Raw genomic sequence first — 18,482 nt, 5'->3', positions numbered from 1 at the left:
CGGGGCTCCCCCGGCCTTCCCGAATCGGAGGGCCGGGGGAACGTGTGTCAGGACCGCGCTCAGTTGTTCTGGAGGGTGTCCATCGAGGGGCAGTAGGTCGCGTACCCGTGGCCGGAGACGGCGGCGCCGTTCTCGTAGGTGGCGTTCACGTCGAAAGCCACGAAGTGCTTCGCGGGAGGAGGCGTCCCGGCCTTGATGCAGCTGGGGCAGAGCGAGGCCGCCACGGGCGTGAAGGTGAGGCTCGTGTCGCTAGTGGCATACTCCTGCATGAGCGCGCCATCGAAGTCGAACAAGTACGATGCCGGTCCACCCGCCGTGGAGCCCGTCTGCGGGGTTGTGTCCACCGGTGCCTTCACCCATTCGAGAGTGGCGATCTGCGGCGGGAGTGGCCCTGTCGGCGACGGGCACTCATCCGTCTCGCCGTTGCTGAGTTCGAGCACCAGCCTCCACGGATCCGCGGCGGTCGTCGGCTCCACGTAGCCGAAGTAGGCGTGGTTCAGGGCCACCTGGTTCGCGTCCATCTGGGCCGTGACGGTGGTGTCCTGGCACGTGCCCTCGCAGGTGCCGAAGGGGTCGGTGCCTGCATCAGGAGTGGTGCCCGCGTCGGGAGTGGTGCCCGCGTCTGGCTCAGTGCCTGCGTCCGGTTCGGTGCCTGCGTCGGGTCCGTTGTTCAGGAGGCGGTCGATCGAGGGACAGTAGGTGGCGTACCCGTGGCCGGAGATGGCGCCGTTCTCGTAGGTGCCGTCCACATTGAAGGCCACGAAGTGCGACGTGGGAGGCGTCCCGGCCTTGACGCAGCTGGGGCAGAGCGAGGCCGCCACGGGCGTGAAGGTGAGGTTCGTGCTGTGAACGAAAGGAGGCCAGTCGAGGAGCGCGCCATCGAAGTCGACCAGGGTCGCGGTCGGTCCCCCCACCCCCGAGGAACCCGTCTCCGGAGTCGTGTCCACCGGCACAGTCACCGAGTAGACGTTGACGAGCTGCGGAGGGGTCGGCGAAGTCTCGGACGGGCACTCATTCGTCGATCCGTTGTTGATCTCGATCCACAGCGTCCACGGGTCCCCGGCGTTCGTCGGCTCTTCGTAGCCGAAGAAGGCGCGCGGCAGGACACGCTGGTTCCCGTCGATCTGAACCGTGACGGCGGTGTCCTTGCACGTGCCCTCGCAGGTGGTGAAGGGGTCGGTGCCCGCGTCGGGAGTGGTGCCCGCGTCGGGAGTGGTGCCCGCGTCGGGAGTGGTGCCCGCGTCGGGAGTGGTGCCCGCGTCAGGGGTGGTGCCCGCGTCAGGGGTGGTGCCCGCGTCAGGGGTGGTGCCCGCGTCCGGTTCAGTGCCCGCATCGGGCTCGGTGCCCGCGTCGGGAGTAGTACCCGCATCGGCCTCGGTGCCCGCATCCACCTCGGTGCCCGCGTCGGGGGGGGTGCCCGCATCCACCTCGGTGCCCGCGTCGGGAGTGGTGCCCGCATCCATCTCGGTGCCCGCGTCCGGTTCAGTGCCCGCGTCGGCCTCGGTGCCCGCGTCGGCCTCGGTGCCCGCGTCCACTTCGGTGCCCGCGTCGGACTCGGTGCCCGCGTCGACTTCAGTGCCCGCGTCGACTTCAGTGCCCGCGTCGACTTCAGTGCCCGCGTCGACTTCAGTGCCCGCGTCGAACTCGGCGCCAGCATCCAGCTCGGTGCCTGAGTCGGGCGGGGTGCCTGCATCGGGCCTGGTGCCCGCATCCGGCGGTGTATCGCCGTCATCGGAGCCACAAGCTGAAAGGGTAGGTACGACCGCGAGGGAGAATATCAACAGGGGGAGAATCGAGAGTCGCAGGGTCATGCCGCGGATTGTCACGGGTTCAGTGACGAGAAGCGAGGGGGCTTGGCCTTCTGCGTCACCGCCTCGTGGCGACAAGCCTGAATTGTCCCCAACCCGTGTTCCTCGTGCGGGGACCGGCGTCCGGCTGAAACCGTTTTCGCTCCTCGTGGGCCGCCACTATCCTGCGTGAACGAGCAGTCCGGCTCCGTGGCCGGCGGTGAGCCCTCCGCCAGCCGAATGCCGCCTACCCAGGAGATGACATGTCGAGCGAGTACCCCCAGGAGCAGTTGCTGGCGTTCGTCCAGGCCATGGCCAACGTGGCGGCGAGCGACGGCCGCATCACCGAGGAGGAGCGCCAGCAGCTCGACGAGGTGGTGCTGAACATTGGCCTGTCGCCCCGCGACCCGCAGGTCGCCGCCATCATCGAGGCGGAGTTCCAGAAGCCCGGCCGGCTCACCGACATCGTCAGCAAGATTGAAATCCGCGAACTGCGCGCCTCCCTGCTGCGCATGCTCGTCGAGGTGGCCTGTGCCGACGGAGAGCTCGCGGCCGAGGAGCGCGCGTCGGTGAAGGAGGCCGCCACCACCTTCGGTTACGACGCCTCGGTCGCCGACGAGCTCGTCAACTGGACGCTCGACTCCATCAAGCTCGATCAGCGCGAGCGCGACATCATGTCGAAGCTGCTCTGACGAGCCGCCCGCATTCCCAGTTCCTGTCGCCGCCGACCCCCGCGCGCTGTGGCTGCCGAAAAAACAGAGGCGCTCGGAGGTCGCGGCCATCCACGAGGTCCGCGACGTGCCCGGGACGCTCAACGGCTCCAGCGATGGGGGGGCGGTCTCAAGCGGTGAACGCACCACGTGGGTGCTCACCATGGCACCCTGCTTGACGGGAGGCACTGGGTGCGAGGCAGAGGGAAAGCAGCAAGGCTGACAGGTGAGGACAGGCTGGAGATTCGTCGGCGTGTCATCGCTGGCGAGAACTTTGAGCAAGCGGCGCTGGCCATCGGCTGCTCGAAGAAATCCATTCAGCGGCTCCTGGTGAAGACGGGCGGAGTCGCGCCGCGCGCGCGCCCGCGCTCGCCCTTGCGCCTATCGCTGCAGGAGCGCGAGGAAGTCTCGCGCGGCGTACAGGCGGGCGAGTCGATGCGCGCCATCGCGCGTCGTTTGGGACGCTCCGCGTCCACCGTGTCGCGCGACGTGGCCGCGACGGGTGGCAGGAGGAAGTACCGGGCGTGGCGTGCCGAGGAAGGCGCTGAGCGCAGGGCGCGTCGTCCCAAGCACCGCAAACTCGCCGAAAGCAGCCCGCTGAGGGACGAGGTGGAGCAGTGCCTGGCCCGGCGCTGGAGCCCCCAGCAGATTGCCGCCAGACTGCGCTCGGACTTCCCCGAGCAGCCCCACATGCGCGTGTCTCACGAAACCATTTACCGCTCGCTCTTCGTGCAGGCACGAGGCGCGCTCCGCAAAGAGCTCGCCGCCTGCCTGCGTACAGGCCGGACCCAGCGCCGGCCCAGCAAGCGCAACGACATGGGCGGCCAGCTGCGCGACATGGTGATGCTCAGCCAGAGGCCACCGGAAGCTGAGGACCGCGCCGTCGCGGGCCACTGGGAGGGCGACCTCGTCATCGGCAAGGCAGGCAAGTCCGCTGTCGGCACCCTCGTGGAGCGCCACAGCCGCTATGTGATGTTGCTCGAGCTGCCGCACGGCCGGACGGCAGAGCGCGTCCGCGAGGCGCTGACAGCGCAGATTCAGCGGCTGCCCGAACACCTGCGCCGCTCGCTGACGTGGGACCAGGGCAAGGAGATGGCCGAGCACGCACGCTTCACCATCGACACGCAGGTCCAAGTCTACTTCTGCGACCCGCACAGCCCCTGGCAGCGCGGCAGCAACGAAAACACCAACGGTCTCCTTCGCCAATACTTCCCAAAGGGCGTGGACCTGAGCGCCCTCTCTGGCAAGCAACTCGACGCCATCGCGCATGAACTCAACGGGCGCCCGCGTCAAACACTTGCATGGCGAACGCCTGCCGAAGTATTCGCGTCAGCTGTTGCGACGACCGATTGAGAGCGCCGGGGCTCCCGTGGACATCTCGAACACCGCCCCCGCCACGTCTCGATGCAGCTGCCGAGGGTGCGGCCAAAGCCCCTCCGGCGCATGCCCGCGACAAAGAATCGCTCGCCCACGACCCGGAGGCCGGAGACCGTGCGCAGCACACTCGGGCCGTCGTTGTCCAAAGTGAGCCGCTCCTCGCTCGAGCCCGCGACGTCGTTGCGAACCTTCAGCACGCCGTCATAGCCGAGGTAGACGGCACGTCCCGATCCTCCAACTCACGGGCGACGCCGGCAACGTAGAGAGAGCCGTCGTCCAGTGCGGCGCCGTAGTTGAAAAGAAAGGGGCACGTCGCGGGGGCTGCGTTCATGAAGCGTCTGATGCGGATGCTGGCGAGAAGTGGCGCCGCGTATGCCCCGCGATTGGAACCGATCAACATGCGTCATTCATCCGTCGAGGCAGCGTCAATGCGAGTGCGGCGAGCGTTGGCGTACTTGAACGAGGCGGGAAGAGTGCGAGCGAATCTGGAGCACCTTGGGCTTACGGCTCTGGCGGCCCGCGTCAGCAGCACTTCTTGTGTGTATGCTGTCGGCTCGCGATGCCCCGAGAGCGGGTGTTTCCATGCGCTCATCGAAGGCAGGCAGCGCGTTGTCGTGCCTGGCGCACGAGGAGAAAACCATGAAGCGTATTGTCTCGACGGTCGTTGGATGCGTGCTGTTCCTGGCATGTAGTGTGCCCCCGGAAGAGAGCGGGGTGGAGCCTCTGGGAAGTCTGTCGTCCGCGTTGTGCAACACGTCGACCCAGTGCGGAACCGGTCAGGTGCTCCAGTGTTCGGGGAACATCTGTAGCTCCATTTCCGCGACTTCGATCACCTGTGATGGCATCACCGTCACCTGTAGTGGTAGCGGCGGCAGTGAATGTGTCATCAATGGTGTTGCGTACCCGCACGGTTCGGAAAACCCATCCAACCCTTGCCAGTGGTGCTACGCCAACATCAGCACGACGTCCTGGACCCACGCCCCCGACGGCGAGATCTCCACGTCGGTGTGCAAGGGGAGCGACCCCATCGGCACCTGTGGGCTCAACGAGTGCAGGGGGCGGCCCTGTGACCCGAACGGAGACTGGCAGGAATGTGTGGCGCGCTGCGCGAACGGGCAGATTTCCTGCGGCTTCGGTACCGGCGACAGCTGAAGCCGGCCCGGCGCTGGGCAATGTCGTGCACTCAATGCCGGCTGTACCCCCCGACGTCCACCGCTTCGCCGTTGTCCGCCACCACGCGCAGCCGGCTGAATCCCCAGACGTCGTCGGTGCGCACGGCCTTCACCTCCAGCCGGCCGTCCTGCCTGCTGCCGGAGAGGTTGATGGTCATGTTCGCCTGACCATCCTTGTTCATGAGGTTGAAAGAGCCGCTGAAGAAGCTGCTCGCGCTGATGGGCGCCCCCAGCAGCCTGACGACCCCGGGATGGTTCTCCACCCGGGAGATCGCCTCGGCGTAGGGGAGCTCGGACCGGATGCCGAGGCACATCAGGCCTCCGCTGCCGCAACACAGCAGCGGCAGGCCCAGCAGCCCCGCAAGCACCCACTTCGTGGTGGACGACATTCCCTGTTCCTGGCGGCGACGGGGCATGCGGTACGTCCTTTCCAGTGTGCGAGTCCTGTGGAACGCCTCCTAATGCTGCCCCAGGCCCGGCGAAAGTCGGGCTGGTCCGCGGAGGCCATGGGGGCACGCTTCCCTTTCCCAAACGCTGCTCGTCGGCGTGGTGGGTTGTGCGCTGGATGGTCACAGCCATCGGGCGGCGTGAAGCGGGTCCTTGCGCGAACAAACCTGACACAGGGTTGTCCGAAGCCGGGAGGATGCTCACGTCCATGCTCGACGGACTCTTCCGTCGAGCACCTGGAGGCCGAGCATGAAACGTCCCGTGGAAGTGGTGCAGGCGTACTTCGATGCGTGGAGCGCGAAGGATGAGTCGATGCTGCGGGACACGCTCGCGCCCGACGTGAGCTTCGTCGGCGCGCTCGGCAAGGCGGAGGGCGCGGAGGCCTGCGTGAAGGGGCTCGTCAACGGCATGTGGAAGGTGTCGCCCCAGGTGACCGTGCTTCACCGCTTCGTGGACGGCGACGACGTGATGACCTGGTTCGAAATCCATCCCTCGGGGCACGAGCCCGTGCCGGTGGCGAACTGGAGCCACGTCGAGAGCGGGCGCATCACCCGCATTCGCGTCACCTTCGATCCGCGCCCCTTGCTTGAGAAGCGCTGAGCCCGCGCTTCCCTGCTTGCCCCATGGGCAGATGCGCAAGGCCCGGGGCGCTCAAGCGCTCCGCGACGACCGTTTGAGACCGCCGTCAGCTCCGGGGGGCTCAAGCGCTCCGCGAGCAGTGGAATCTGTCCACTGCGCACTCCCTGCGTACTGTCGGGCTGGGCCGGGTCGCGAACGCGCACCCTCACCCGCCCTGAATCAGTGGAACTCCTCGTCCAGGAGCGCCCAATGGGCATCCACCCAGTCACGGAGGTACTTCACCTCGTCCTCGAAGCCGAGGAGGTCCGTGCGCTGGTTCCATCGCGGGAAGTGGCGATAGGCCTCACCCCAGTGTGTTTCATCCTTCCGTGCCGCGCGGTCGACCTCGGCGGCATAGGTGGCGATGAGCCCCTGGACGACGTCCCGGTGGAGTGTGGTGTGGAGCAGCGTGTGGAGGCGCTCGCGGAGGGGGTGGCGGATGGCGGGGTCCTCCAACATCCGGGCGAGCAGGAGGTTCTCCACCGTGAAGGAGGCACTCACGTCCGGGGCCTGTCGCGTGGTGTCCCAGTTCTGCCCGAAGCTCGCATCCAGGTCCCAGGGGATGTAGCGCCAGCGCCGCGCCTGCCCTTGCGCGCGGAAGTGGTAGGCGTTCTTCGTCACGGAGTCGGACAGCGCCGCCAGTCGCACCAGGATCCACCAGTCCTCGTAGTCCTCCACCTGCATCCAGGCGCCGCGCTCCGCGCGGAAGCGCTCCGCAGGGGTCCCCGCCACGAAGTCGGTGAGCTGCTCGATGCTCGCGTAGGCGCCGGCTCCCTCCTCGGGCTCGCCCTCCTTCTTTTCGTAGCCCAGATGCAGTGAGGCCTTGGGCCTGCCGGACGCGTCCCGCCGGGAGAAGTTGGCGTCGGGGCCCACGGCCTTGAAGAGCTCTCCCTGGACATCCATTCCCTGCGCGGAGAGCGAGTGACGGTCGACGTGGTCCGCCACCGTGTAGAGCCCGTGATAGCGCCCGTTCAGATAGACGACCGCGCTGAAGGTCTTCACCTGGAGGTGGTCGGGAGACATGAGGCCCCACAAGGTGAAGCCCAGCCTCGCGCGGAGGTATGAGTTGTCATTGAAGGAGCTGATCAACACCACCTTGCGCCGGCCAGAGAAGCCAGCCGCGAGCAGGGGCTCGTCGAAGGACTGCCCGTCGCGGAAGTCGAGCGTGAAGCTGCGCTTGGGGAAGTCCTTGGACGTCGCGCCGCGATACCGGGCCCGGGAGACGTAGCAGCGGCCGCGATAGAAGACGCGCGCCGCCTGGTAGTCGTCGTCATCCGGCAGGGAGTCCGCCACGTAGAGGTGGAGCACCGGCAGCCCATCCTCCTCGACGTAGCGGCGCGGATCCTGTCCCAGCGAGAGAGCGGCGTCTTCGCGGGCGGCGCCCTCCGTCCCGGTGCATTCGGGAACGGCGGACCCCCAGGGCCCCTGGGGCTGGCAGCCGGACGCGGCCACTCCCAGCGCCAGCACCAGCAGGGCCGTGGCGACGTGCGGGGACCCCCGCCTCGCTTGTCCCATTTCCTTCCTCCACGCCACGAAGCGAGCCATGCGTTCGCCCCAATATGGCTCCCCAGGTGGCGGTGGGTCGTGTCCCCGGGGACGAGGCTCTTGTCGTCCCGCCATCACCTCAGCTCGGGCGCTCGGCCCGGCACGGGCTCAAGCGCTCCGTGACGCGATGAGCGCGAGGTTGCGCGGAGACAGGCGTGGATCGAAGAGCTGGAGGAACTCGACCTGGAAGCCCAGTTCCTCCAGGAGGAGCGCGCGATCGAGCAGGAGCACGACCTCCAGCGCCCGTGCGAAGCGGTCCCTCAGCAGATGGCAGAGCAGGAGGTCTCGCGTCTCGGCGCGAACAGACACCTCGAAGGCATCCAGCTCTGCGTCCGTCATGTTCGCATCGAGGCCCAGTCGCTCCAGGCGGTCCCGCGCGTAGGCGGCGAAGCGTCCGGCATAGAGCGCCCGGGGCGCGTCTCCTGCCCTGACGAAGCCGCGCTCGGGAAAGCGTTGCCTCGACAGGAGATGGAACGCGAAGCGCCACGCGTACACCTGCTTCATCCGCGCGAACTCCACCTCGGTCTTGTGATGCCGTCCCCGCGTCGTCAGCGCCAGGGCATGCGGGGTGAAGGGCAGCGGATGGGCGCCTCCGAAGCGGGAGACGGGGAAGTCTCGCGGGGCCTCCAGCTTGTCGTAGCAGCAGCCGATGTTCAGGACGAAGCCCGCCCCCTGGCTCTTGCGGAGCTGCGTGAGGGCGAGCGGTCCGCAGGTGTGCAGACCGATGGAGGCCCGGTCCCGGCCGGAGAAGAGCGGATCGATTCGCGGTTGGGGCCCGTCCTCGACGGAGGCTTCGATGAAGCTCAGGGTGTCCCCACCCGGGGAGGGGGTTCTCCCCAGCCACCGCCGTCCCTTGTCCTGCAACGCGGCGTCCCGGTCGATGCTGTGGAAGGTCCACCCGAACGTCCGCGCACAGAGGCGGGCAAGATGTCCCATGCCGCCGCCAATATCGACCGCCTGCTGGATGAAGCGCGTCCTGGGCGCGAGCAGGGCGAGCACCCGCTCGAGCTCGTGGGTCTTCTTGACGCTGAGTCCCTGCGTCTGCGCGACCGTCAGCGGATGAGCGCCCTGGTGCCAGGGCAGCGCCGTCAGCTCCTGGAGCGCGCCCACCAGCGCGGCCAGTGACGGAGGCGGTGCGCCCACGAGCACTCCTTGGTCCAGCTGTCGCTCGTCCGCTTCATCGAGCGACCGGGCGTAGGCCAGCCAGTCCTCGGGAAAGGCGGCGCCGGACCCAGGCCAGCCCTGGAGGATGGAGCGGGACCAGAGAGGGGACCAGGGCCGGAGTTGGTGCGTGAGCGCCTCGAGTCGCGCCTGGAAGTCCATGTCCGCGCATCCTACCCGGGCTCCCACATGACACAGCGTCTCCGCACCACAGGTCGCTCTCCTCGGTCAACTACTTGAGGACCCGGAGGTGCTTGCCCACCTCGACATCCCGGCTGTCGCGGGCGAGTGAGCCAGGCAGTGGAATCTGTCCATTCAAGTCGTTGTGATAACAGGTCTTGGACAGCTCGATATCGCCCAGCCACATGTCGAATTGTCCCGCAGGCTCCATCCGCGGGCACGCCGCCCAGGGGCCGAAGCGCCGCGCGAATTCTTCGAGCAGCCGCTGCCGGACCCCGGCGGGAGCGTGCTCCCCTTTCGCATAAGCTCCGCGCCCCGTGCCCACCATGCCCGCTGACGCGTTCGCTCAACAGGTTCGGCAACACCTCACCTCGCTCCAGGTGGCCTCGGATGCCATCCTGGAACCGCTCCTGGAGGCATTCCGCCAATTGGATCCAGAGCCAGAAATCCTGGCGCTGAAGGGCGCGCTGGAGAAGTCCTTCGCCATGTACGCCGGGAAGGTGAGCGCGGTGGACCGGTTGTCGGTCCTCCAGTTCTCCTGGATCGGCGCGGATGTCGCGCCCTGGGTGCCCACGCAAGCCTGGGGTGCTGGCTACGCCGGGCACACGCTCCAGGATGGCGAGTTCCGACCCGAGCGCGTGCTCTTCCGAGAGCTGGAGGGCTTCGACCCCTCACCGCTGCCGCTGCTGGGAGACGCGGCGGAAGACCCATCGGTCCAGGACCACGCGCGCTTCGACGAGCTTCGGAGCCTGTTCCTCCTGCGCAGCTTCGAGTGGACCTCGCTCGCCCTGGCTCGCGCGGTCGACAGCCCGGAGTTCCGCGGCCTGCCGACCACCGCGCCCTTCTACTTCTTGGGGCGAGGGGGCCACGACGAGCCGCGTGTCCTGCTCCACGCCATCCTGGCTCGATGACCCGGTGGCTCCTTGCTTCAAGAGCCTGCTGCTCCTCGACTTCCAGTGAGTGGTCAACGACCGTGCCATCTCCTTCCTTTTCGTGGAGTCTGACCAGGGGGCGCTGCTCGCCACCGCCAATGCCACGGGGCTGTTCTGTATGTTCGCGCCCGGCGTGCTCATTCTCGCGTTCGTGGCCTACCAGTCCATGAAGCTGGTGCGCTTCCAGCGCGGCGCCTTCCTGCTTCCGGCAGAGGTGAGCTGGGTCGCGGGGGGAGGGGACTTCGAGTACCACTTCAAGGAGGGCAACGAGCTGGCCAGGTTGCGCGACAAGGAGTTCCGTCGCAGGCACATGTTCCAGCTCTGGGTTCTCATCCGCCCGGAGGACGGAGGGGAGCCCCTGGAGATCGGGCTCAGTACGGGCAAGGCCTCCAGGTTCAAGCATGGAGACAGGGTCCAGGTGCTCTACAACCCGAAGCAGCCCCGGCACGCGGTGCTGCCCGGAGAGAACCTGTGGGTGGGCCTGAGCATCCTGGGGAGCATCGGGCTCGTGGTTCTCGGTGCCCCCTTTCTTGTCGGGATGCCGGGCCCCCTTGCGCGTACAAACCTGACACCGGGTTGTCCATTGCCCCGGGGATGGTCACGTCGTGGACAGTGGACCTGGGTTCCGGCGTTGGGGAGAATGGCAGGATGCGCGCTCTTCCGTTCCTGGTCCTGATAGTGGCTGGTGTTGCTGAGGCCACGCATCCGCCCATTGAGGGCGGGAAGAATGAACTCGCGTACATGTCGGCACTGCTCTATTCACCAGACTCGGTCGACACGATGTCGATGGAGTGTCGACCTACTGCCGCAGCACGGAATTCACTCCGTGAGGTCGATTGCGCCTTCTCTCACTTGCTTGTGACAAAGGCGGTTTCCCCAACACCTCAGGAGATCGCCAAAGGGGAGACCGAACTTCGCAAGCGCTATTCTGGAGATGAGGGAATCAAGAAGGCACATGCGTCGTGCCGCAGCGCGCTTGCGTATCTCGATGAGGTGCGGTCCGTTACAACAGAGCCGTCCAAGCTAGCCGACCTTGAGCGCGAGCGGGCCTCGCTCATTCGGGTATGCGGGTGCAGCACCTCCGACTGCGTTGTCTCGGCGATGCGTGAGCTGCTCCTTGAGCCGAAAAACGCCTGCTCGATCACCCACACGCGCTTTGAGCGCGTGTTCAAGCGGGAGTCGAAGAACAAGTGGGTGAGCGTCTCCGGACCCGGGGGGCTGTGCGGCATTGTTCTGACGCTCGTCCTTACATACGACCCCAAGGAAGAGGATTGGATGTACACCCAGACGCGCGTTGTTACCTCTGATGATGCAATGTGTAATGAACTCACGCCCAAAATCACGGCGCACTCTCACCACCGCTACATGCGGCGTGCCCTTATGAACTGCGAGACCATAAAGACGCTTTCACCGTAGTGATAAAACGCGCTCGCTGGTGGTCAAATCGGCTCAGCACGGCGTTTCCTCATGGCTGGGCTGCTTGCGTCGTTCTCCTCCGCCCCAGGGATTCCTGAGACACCTTTCTGGGGGATAGCCTCCCCCTCGTGAGGTGGATGTGAAGAAGCAGAAGCAGGACAGGACGGCAGAGCGCGGTCGGTTCTCGGCGAAGCGGAAGAAGGAGGCCGTGCTCCGTCTGCTCAAGGGCGAGGAGCTCGACGCCCTCTCCCGAGAGTTGGGCGTCACGGCAGCGGTGCTGAGCGAGTGGCGGGAGAAGTTCCTGGCTGGGGCCGAGGCGAACCTCAAGAGCCGCGAGCCGGAAGCAGCGGACGACGAGGTGCTGCGGCTCAAGGCCATGGTGGGCGAGCTGATGATGAAGAACGAGTTGCTGGCGCAGAAGGCCCGGCTGCTGGAGGGCAACGCGCCGGGTTTTCCTTGGAGGAAGTCGAGAGGATGAGCGCCAGTCTCTCGCCTTCCAGCGGCAAGCCGTACGGACTGGTGCTCGTGACGGCCACCTGGCGAGTGCCTCGCGCCACGGTGTACCGGCACCGTGCCCGCCGGCAGGCAGCGCTCTCTCCGACAGCCCGGCGAGGCCCGAAGACGGCGCTGACGGACGAGGCGCTGCTGGAGGCCATCCGCGGCGTGCTGGCCGCCTCCCCGTTTCTGGGCGAGGGGCACCGCAAGGTATGGGCCCGGCTTCGCGCTCAGGGCGTACGCACGTCGAAGGCCCGCTGCCTGCGGCGGATGCGCGAGGCAGGGCTGCTGGCACCGGGCAGGGCCCGCCGGGTGCTGGGACCGCGCAACCATGACGGCACGATTACCACCGACAAGCCCGACGTCATGTGGGGCACCGACGCCACCTGCACCGTGACGAAGCTGGAGGGCCAGGCCACCGTCTTCATCGCCATCGACCACGGCACCGCCGAGTGCGTCGGCATCCACGCGGCCAAGGTCGGCACCCGTTTCGAGGCCCTCGAGCCCATCCGCCAGGGCGTCAAGGCTCGCTTCGGGGCGTACGGCCGGGGCGTGGCCGCGGGGCTGTCCATCCGCCACGACAACGGCAGCCAGTACACTTCCGACGCCTTCCAGAACGAGCTGCGCTTCCTGGGGGCCGTGTCCAGTCCCTCCTTCGTCCGCAGTCCCGAGGGCAACGGCTGTGCCGAGCGCTTCATCCGTACCCTCAAGGAGCAACTGCTCTGGGTGCGCACCTTCGCCACCGTGGAGGAACTCCGGCTGGCGCTGCTGGAGTGGGCTCACCGGTACAACGAGCACTGGTTGCTGGAGCGTCACCACTTCCTCTCGCCGAGTCAGGCCCGGCGGGAACTGATGCAGAAGCAAGCGGCCTGATTACGCCCAACCTGGTGTCTCAACAATCCGGTGCGGTACAGTTCGAAGTCCCTGGAGCAGAGACTGTGGTCACCCTGCTTGTCGCATCCGTGGAGTACAAGGGGAAACTCCGCGACCTACTCCTCAAATCCAGCGAGGAAGATGAAACCAAGTAACGCGGAGTGCTCCTCAGCGGCGGCCGTTAAGGCAAGAGAAGATGGGGTGTCCGACGAGGGCAAATGATTTTCTTGGAGTGCAGCGTTATGCGTGAGTGTCGCTGGGCTTCTGACACGCCCTCCACTGGCCCTGGGCCCGGGAATGGGACTTATATCTAGTCGTCAGCTACTCCGGGAAGTTCAGCCCGGCAGTCCATCGCACGCACGCTGGTCGCACCTTCCAAAGGCACATACTCGACACTAATCACCTTCTTGAGAACTGCTGACTCCTTGGTGAAGCCGCCGCTGTAGCCGATCACCTTCGGCAGTTTGAGCGGATTCTTGTTGGAGAGCGTGAGGCGCTGGGTGATACGGCCGCCCGGAATAGACTGCTCCAGCAAGATGACGCCCTCCTTGGGCGTTACGCTGAGAGTCCCTTCGCTCGTGTCCCACCGCTCAATCTTGGGAACAAACACTGCACTCTTGCCGTTGCCCAAGCACTGGTTGAGCGTCACAGCCAGTAACGAGCAGCCTGCTTTGGTACAGGTGAGTTGATTGACGTGGTAGCCCTGAGAGATTTTGCCGTCCTCCTTCTGCTGGATTGTCCAATCAACAGAGAGGACCCAATTGGCGTCCGCGGATGCCTTGTCTTGTGCGAAGGCTGTCTCAGCAAAGACGAGGGCAGCGAGTCCACCGACCGCGACGAGTGACCGGGCAACGGAGACGAGCATCGTTCCAGCATAGCCGACTTGGCTCGTTCTCGCTGGCCGGATGACGCTCGAAAATGTGCCATGCACGCTCCTTCTGGCCAGCGGTATCCTATTCGGTCGCGAACGTCATGGCAGGGCCTCTCATGCTCTAACAGAGTTCCCATCCGTCTTACCCTTGCGCGAAGGAGAAGGAAGCGCTGAGTGGACGCTGAGCTATCCCCTCATTTGAAGATTCCCCTCGGAGAATGCATGAGCAGCCGAGCGAGCAAGCTCAGAGGGGAAATCGAAAATGAGGGGATGCTTCAGGAGTGGACGGGGAGTCTCGTTCGCGCCGACATCACTGTCCTGGATGACGAGCAATTCCCCGAATGGGTGATGGTTCGCGTTCGGGGAACCCGGGCATGGTGCGCTCTACCTCGTCGGATTGTCGATCCTGCGGCGGAGGGCATCATGTCGCTCAAGCGCGTCGTCGAGCAAGTGAACGTACGAAGTCGGCTCAACCCTCTTCTTCAATCGGTAGTGCGCCCTCGTCCTCCTGACGTACTGGTTATTCGCTCCGTGCACCGGGGCCGGGCAGGACTCCTGGGTACCGCCGTGGACTATGCCTTGCGCTTTGAATTGGGGCGGCGCTGTCCTCATGCCATTGAAGAGAGTTGGATTGCTCACGGCGCGCTGGGAGTCCTACCCGGTGAAATCCTTACCCGGACCGGCTCATCCAGTCCTTGGGAACTGGGTGCACGGGTCCTCCAGAACGCGGAGCAGGTCATTCGTGCCTATCGGCGCCTCACGAAGGTCGGAGCGAAAGACCTCCAGGCGATGGCCGAAGCTGCGCTCGCGCTCTCCGCGCTCGATTTGGCCTGCCGCGCCCCCTTCAATTCCTACACCTGGGATGAGGACTTCGCGCGTGTGGACCCACGTGAGGTCGACGAAGTCCGCAGGATGCTTGAGCATGCACCGCTCGACGAATTCACGACATCGGGGACGATATTCCTGAACCCCACGTTCGGCCGGTACTCCCGCGCCGTGGGCGGAGCCGACGCGGACCTGATCGTGGATGGCACCTTGTTCGAGATCAAGACGACCCAAGAGGCCAGGGTCACACTCGAACACCTGCGCCAGCTCTGTGGCTACTTCCTGCTTGCGCGGGCGACTCGGCAGGATGACCCACGCTTTCCTCTCATCTCGAGCCTGGGGATTTATTTTGCGCGGTATGCCTTCACCTGGCGCATCCCTGTTGAGGTCTTGACCTCACATCCGGCCTTCGCGGAGACAGAGGTCTGGTTCTTTCAACAGGTCATGGGAGGACGCGCTCCTCCCGACAAGCCCATGGAGATGCGCTCGGTTCGAGACTGGCTCAAGTCCAGGCCCAGGAAGTTCGGCCCTAGACCTGATTCCATTGCAAGCACTCTCCCCGAGGAGGAACTCCACGGCATCTTGCTCAATCGGTTCAAGAACAAGCGTCCCCAGGCAGCCAAGAAGCAGACAGGGGGTCGCAAGCGTTCCGTGAAGAAGACTCGGTGAGCCAGTTCGTACGACCTTGCGGACCTGGCGGCCTGCCCTGGGTGCAGCCTGCGCTTTTGACCGCCTGTGCCGGTAGTGCAGGCGGAAGGTGAGGGGAGTGGGCCCTCCTGGATTCGAACCAGGGACCAATCGGTTATGAGCCGACAGCTCTAACCGCTGAGCTAAGGGCCCTCATGTCTCTGACGCCAGACGCGCGCTGACTATCTCTCCGCCCGCTCGCGCCTGGCAAGCGCCGCCGCGTGTCAGGCCTTGCCGTCCTTCTTCACCACCACGCGGAACACCTGCCCCCGTTCGTCCACGGTGACGCCCTCCGCGCGCAGCCGCTTCGCCTGCTCGTGGGCCACCGGGGGCGCCAGCGTCCCGTCAGAGCGGACGACCCGCCACCAGGGCACCTGCGTGGCCTGCCCCGGCAGGTGCTTCAACTCCCGCCCCACGCCTCGCGCCGCGCCCGGCCTGCCCGCGTAGATGGCCACCTGTGCGTACGAGCGCACCTCTCCCCGGGGAATGGAGCGCACCTGCTTCATCACGCTGTCGGAGAAGGGCAGGGGCTCTCCGGCGGGCTTCTTCGCGGCCATGGCGCACCTCACTCGGGACGAAAACGACGAAGGCCCCCGGTCCACTCAAGGAACGGAGGCCTCCGGGCTCAACAGTCTACTTCAGCGGCTCAGCTCTCCACGAAGGAGCGCAGGCGCTTGGAGCGGCTGGGGTGACGCAGCTTGCGCAGCGCCTTGGCTTCAATCTGGCGGATGCGCTCGCGCGTCACCTCGAAGTCCTGGCCCACCTCTTCCAGCGTGTGGTCGCTCTTCTCGCCAATGCCGAAGCGCATGCGCAGGACCTTCTCCTCGCGCGGCGTGAGCGTGGCCAGCACCTTCCGGGTCTGCTCGGCCAGGTTCATGTTGATGACCGCGTCCGCGGGCGACACCAGGCTCTTGTCCTCGATGAAGTCGCCCAGGTGGCTGTCCTCTTCCTCGCCAATGGGCGTCTCCAGGGAGATGGGCTCCTTGGCGATCTTCAGGACCTTGCGCACCTTGTCGAGCGGCAGCTCCATCTTCTCCGCGATCTCTTCCGGCGTCGGCTCGCGGCCAATCTCCTGCACGAGGTAGCGGCTCGTGCGGATGAGCTTGTTGATGGTCTCGATCATGTGCACCGGGATGCGGATGGTGCGGGCCTGGTCCGCGATGGCGCGGGTGATGGCCTGACGGATCCACCAGGTGGCGTACGTCGAGAACTTGTAGCCGCGCTTGTACTCGAACTTGTCCACCGCCTTCATCAGGCCGATGTTGCCCTCCTGGATGAGGTCCAGGAACTGCAGGCCGCGGTTCGTGTACTTCTTCGCGATGGAGACCACGAGGCGCAGGTTCGCCTCCACCAGCTCGCTCTTGGCGCGCTCGGCGCGCTTCTCGCCCAGGCGGATGGCGTCGTAGTTGCGGCGGAGCGCGTCCACGGGGAGGTTGGCTTCCTCCTCCACGCGCTTGATCTTCCGCACCGCAGTGCGCACGTCGCGGTCCAGGACCTCCAGCTGCTCAGGCGTGAAGTTGAGCTGCTTCTGGAGCTTCTTGGCGATGTTCGGGTTCTCGCGCGACTCCTTGAGCTGCGGGCGCAGGTCCTTCATCACCACGCCGTAGCGGCGCTCCAGGTCCCCGAGCTCCTCCTCCGCCTTCTCCACGCGCTCGATGAGGCCCTTGAGGTTCACGACGATGCGGTCCACCTGCTTCTTGTTCAGCCGCATCTCCTCCAGGACCTCCATCATCTTGGTCCGAAGGTCCTTCACCTCCTGCTTCAGCTCCTTCTTGCGAACCTCCGTGAGCTTCTTCTTCCCGGAGAGCTCCTCCTCCAGGACCTCGCAGTCCTTGGCGAACTTGCGGAAGCGCTCAATCTGCTTGGAGATCTGCTCGATCTTGTTGAGCTCGCTCTGCGCCAGCTGCGCGGGGGCCTCGCCCTCGGCTGCTTCCTCGGCGGGCTCTTCCGCGTTCTCCGTCTGGGCCTCTTCGGGCGCGTCCTTGATGACGTCGCGCACGCGCAGCTTGCCCGTCTTCAGGCGGTTGCTGATGTCCAGGATGTCCGCCACCGCGACGCGGCAGGCGAGCAGCGCACGCAGGACTTCCTTCTCGCCCTCTTCGATGCGCTTGGCGATCTCCACCTCTCCCTCGCGGGTGAGGAGGCTGACGCTGCCCATCTTGCGCAGGTAGAGACGGACGGGATCGTTGGACTTGCCACCCGGCTCGTCGTCCTCGTCCTTCTCGTCCTCGTCCTGGTCTTCCTTCTCTTCTTCGACCGCGACGGTGGGCTTGATCTCGTTGGACTGCGCGGCCTTCTGCGCGTCCACGATCTCAATGTCGTTGTCGCCGAACATGCTCATCACGTCGTCGATCTGATCGGACGACACGATGTCGGCGGGGAGGGCGTCGTTCACCTCGTCATAGGTGAGGAAGCCCTTCTCGCGGCCCGCGGCCAGCAGGTCCTTGACCTCCTTGCGCTCGGCGACGGGATCCTCCTCCACGTCGTCTTCCACGGCGTCCGGGTCCACCTGGACGGCGGCGGCGGCTTCCTCCGCGGCCTCCTCGGGGTCCACGTCGTCGGCCATGGCGGCGACGCCCTTCTTCTTCTTGATCTTCTCGGGCGCCTCGGCGGGGGCGTCCTTCGCCAGCAGCTCCTTCTCCTCGGGCTCCGCTGCCTTCGTGACCTTCGCCGCAGGGCTGTCCGGGGCCTTCTTCTTGCGGATCACCGGGTCCACCTTCTTCTTGGTGGGCTTCACGGATGCCTTGGGGGGCTTCTGCGTCGGCATTCGGGTACTTCTCCTTAAGAAAATCAGGTGCTTTGGCCTGGGCGAGCCGGCCGATCTACCGCAAAGTCGAGCTTTCTTACAAACGCGAACTCAAACCGGTTGCATTGGTCCCTTTGTTCCCGTTGCCGAGGAAGCGGGGGTCAGCTCATCCAGGACGCGCTTGCGGAGCGCCAGCAGCTCCTTGCGCTCGGAAAGGAGCAACCGCGTCTCCTCTGTCAAATCAAAAGCCCCCTGCGTCTGTTCCGTCGCTCGCTTTATATAAACGAGCCGCTCGTCAATGCGCTTCTTCATGATGTCGCGGCACGCGAGGATGAACTCCGTCTCGAGTTCCATTCCCGCCGGAGAGAGCCGGCGGCCGGCCTCCAGGAGCGTCCGCTTGACGACCTCCGAGGCCTCGAAGAGCGCCTCCTCCAGCCCCTGCCCGGACGTCGTCTGGGCCAGCACCATCCGCAGTCCCATGTGGGACAACTCATCACACACGCGGAAGGTGTCCCGGGCCAGCAGCCGGGAATCCCGAAGGATTGCGGCCACATAGAGCGCTTCTGACTCCGGCGGAGGGCGCTCCGCCTGGGGCTTGGGCACCGGGCGGGGCACGGCCTGGACGGGGACGGCGTTGGGG

General features: G+C 65.9%; 16 protein-coding genes, 1 tRNA gene and 2 pseudogenes. 9 read left to right on the top strand and 10 right to left on the bottom strand.

What is annotated here, in order from left to right; genetic code table 11:
• Positions 1–59 precede the first annotated feature (59 nt).
• A complete protein-coding gene (locus D7Y11_RS44285; protein WP_233607296.1) occupies positions 60–1,811 on the bottom strand; it encodes an MSCRAMM family adhesin SdrC in 1,752 nt (583 codons plus the stop codon).
• A gap of 239 nt (positions 1,812–2,050) precedes the next feature.
• Between D7Y11_RS44285 and D7Y11_RS15505 the strand changes: the two genes are divergently transcribed.
• The 3 genes from D7Y11_RS15505 (at position 2,051) to D7Y11_RS43300 (ending at position 5,026) form a co-directional block, all read left to right on the top strand.
• A complete protein-coding gene (locus tag D7Y11_RS15505; RefSeq protein ID WP_120580628.1) occupies positions 2,051–2,479 on the top strand; it encodes a tellurite resistance TerB family protein in 429 nt (142 codons plus the stop codon).
• Positions 2,480–2,689: 210 nt separating this feature from the next.
• Positions 2,690–3,850, top strand: coding sequence for an IS30 family transposase (locus tag D7Y11_RS15500; protein WP_233605331.1), 1,161 nt, complete (start codon positions 2,690–2,692; stop codon positions 3,848–3,850).
• 663 nt (positions 3,851–4,513) lie between these two features.
• The gene (locus D7Y11_RS43300; protein WP_139920183.1) at positions 4,514–5,026 is read left to right on the top strand and encodes a hypothetical protein; all 513 of its coding nucleotides are present in this window, start codon (positions 4,514–4,516) and stop codon (positions 5,024–5,026) included.
• A 31-nt stretch (positions 5,027–5,057) separates the two neighbouring features.
• On the opposite strand, the gene D7Y11_RS15490 is transcribed toward D7Y11_RS43300, so the two are convergent.
• Positions 5,058–5,435: a cytochrome c oxidase assembly factor Coa1 family protein gene (locus tag D7Y11_RS15490; protein ID WP_158624550.1), complete on the bottom strand. Its 378-nt coding sequence runs from the start codon at positions 5,433–5,435 to the stop codon at positions 5,058–5,060.
• A 307-nt stretch (positions 5,436–5,742) separates the two neighbouring features.
• Here D7Y11_RS15490 and D7Y11_RS15485 point away from each other — a divergent pair, with 307 nt between their 5' ends.
• Positions 5,743–6,093 carry a nuclear transport factor 2 family protein gene (locus D7Y11_RS15485; RefSeq protein ID WP_120580624.1) on the top strand — a complete coding sequence of 117 codons (351 nt, stop codon included), beginning with the start codon at positions 5,743–5,745 and terminating at the stop codon, positions 6,091–6,093.
• Between the two features lie 198 nt (positions 6,094–6,291).
• Here D7Y11_RS15485 and D7Y11_RS15480 read toward each other — a convergent pair whose 3' ends face one another.
• The 3 genes from D7Y11_RS15480 to D7Y11_RS44965 form a co-directional block, all read right to left on the bottom strand.
• Positions 6,292–7,626, bottom strand: coding sequence for a CotH kinase family protein (locus D7Y11_RS15480; protein WP_158629090.1), 1,335 nt, complete (start codon positions 7,624–7,626; stop codon positions 6,292–6,294).
• A 138-nt stretch (positions 7,627–7,764) separates the two neighbouring features.
• Complete coding sequence (locus D7Y11_RS15475) at positions 7,765–8,979, bottom strand: methyltransferase (RefSeq protein WP_126934084.1); 1,215 nt, start codon at positions 8,977–8,979, stop codon at positions 7,765–7,767.
• A gap of 70 nt (positions 8,980–9,049) precedes the next feature.
• Complete coding sequence (locus D7Y11_RS44965; protein WP_255430381.1) at positions 9,050–9,184, bottom strand: hypothetical protein; 135 nt, start codon at positions 9,182–9,184, stop codon at positions 9,050–9,052.
• Positions 9,185–9,314: 130 nt separating this feature from the next.
• Here D7Y11_RS44965 and D7Y11_RS15470 point away from each other — a divergent pair, with 130 nt between their 5' ends.
• The 4 genes and pseudogenes from D7Y11_RS15470 to D7Y11_RS15455 all read left to right on the top strand — a co-directional run bounded on the left by D7Y11_RS15470 (position 9,315) and on the right by D7Y11_RS15455 (position 12,713).
• The gene (locus tag D7Y11_RS15470) at positions 9,315–9,908 is read left to right on the top strand and encodes a hypothetical protein (RefSeq protein ID WP_126934083.1); all 594 of its coding nucleotides are present in this window, start codon (positions 9,315–9,317) and stop codon (positions 9,906–9,908) included.
• 49 nt (positions 9,909–9,957) lie between these two features.
• Positions 9,958–10,605: a DUF3592 domain-containing protein gene (locus D7Y11_RS15465; protein ID WP_126934082.1), complete on the top strand. Its 648-nt coding sequence runs from the start codon at positions 9,958–9,960 to the stop codon at positions 10,603–10,605.
• Positions 10,578–11,345, top strand: a complete 768-nt coding sequence (locus D7Y11_RS15460) for a hypothetical protein (RefSeq protein WP_126934081.1) — start codon at positions 10,578–10,580, stop codon at positions 11,343–11,345. The genes D7Y11_RS15465 and D7Y11_RS15460 overlap by 28 nt, the downstream gene beginning before the upstream one ends.
• Before the next feature lie 133 nt (positions 11,346–11,478).
• Positions 11,479–12,713: pseudogene (locus D7Y11_RS15455) on the top strand (IS3 family transposase).
• A gap of 310 nt (positions 12,714–13,023) precedes the next feature.
• Here D7Y11_RS15455 and D7Y11_RS15450 read toward each other — a convergent pair.
• Positions 13,024–13,578, bottom strand: coding sequence for a hypothetical protein (locus D7Y11_RS15450; RefSeq protein WP_126934080.1), 555 nt, complete (start codon positions 13,576–13,578; stop codon positions 13,024–13,026).
• Between the two features lie 228 nt (positions 13,579–13,806).
• Between D7Y11_RS15450 and D7Y11_RS15445 the strand changes: the two genes are divergently transcribed.
• Positions 13,807–15,078, top strand: a complete 1,272-nt coding sequence (locus D7Y11_RS15445; RefSeq protein WP_126934079.1) for a hypothetical protein — start codon at positions 13,807–13,809, stop codon at positions 15,076–15,078.
• 98 nt (positions 15,079–15,176) lie between these two features.
• On the opposite strand, the gene D7Y11_RS15440 is transcribed toward D7Y11_RS15445, so the two are convergent.
• From D7Y11_RS15440 to D7Y11_RS15425, 4 genes and pseudogenes are all read right to left on the bottom strand, one after another.
• Positions 15,177–15,249: transfer RNA gene (locus tag D7Y11_RS15440), tRNA-Ile, on the bottom strand.
• A 71-nt stretch (positions 15,250–15,320) separates the two neighbouring features.
• Entirely contained in the window at positions 15,321–15,653 is a 333-nt protein-coding gene (locus D7Y11_RS15435) for an MGMT family protein (RefSeq protein WP_120581521.1), read from the bottom strand.
• Between the two features lie 89 nt (positions 15,654–15,742).
• A complete protein-coding gene (gene rpoD, locus D7Y11_RS15430; protein ID WP_120581520.1) occupies positions 15,743–17,863 on the bottom strand; it encodes an RNA polymerase sigma factor RpoD in 2,121 nt (706 codons plus the stop codon).
• Between the two features lie 90 nt (positions 17,864–17,953).
• A pseudogene (locus D7Y11_RS15425) lies at positions 17,954–18,482 on the bottom strand (DNA primase); the annotation flags it as partial.

The organism is Corallococcus sp. AB018 (assembly GCF_003986945.1).
Classification (GTDB): Bacteria; Myxococcota; Myxococcia; order Myxococcales; family Myxococcaceae; genus Corallococcus; species Corallococcus exiguus.
Note: the sequence above shows the minus strand (reverse complement) of the source record. Positions and strands in the feature narration are given on the sequence as shown.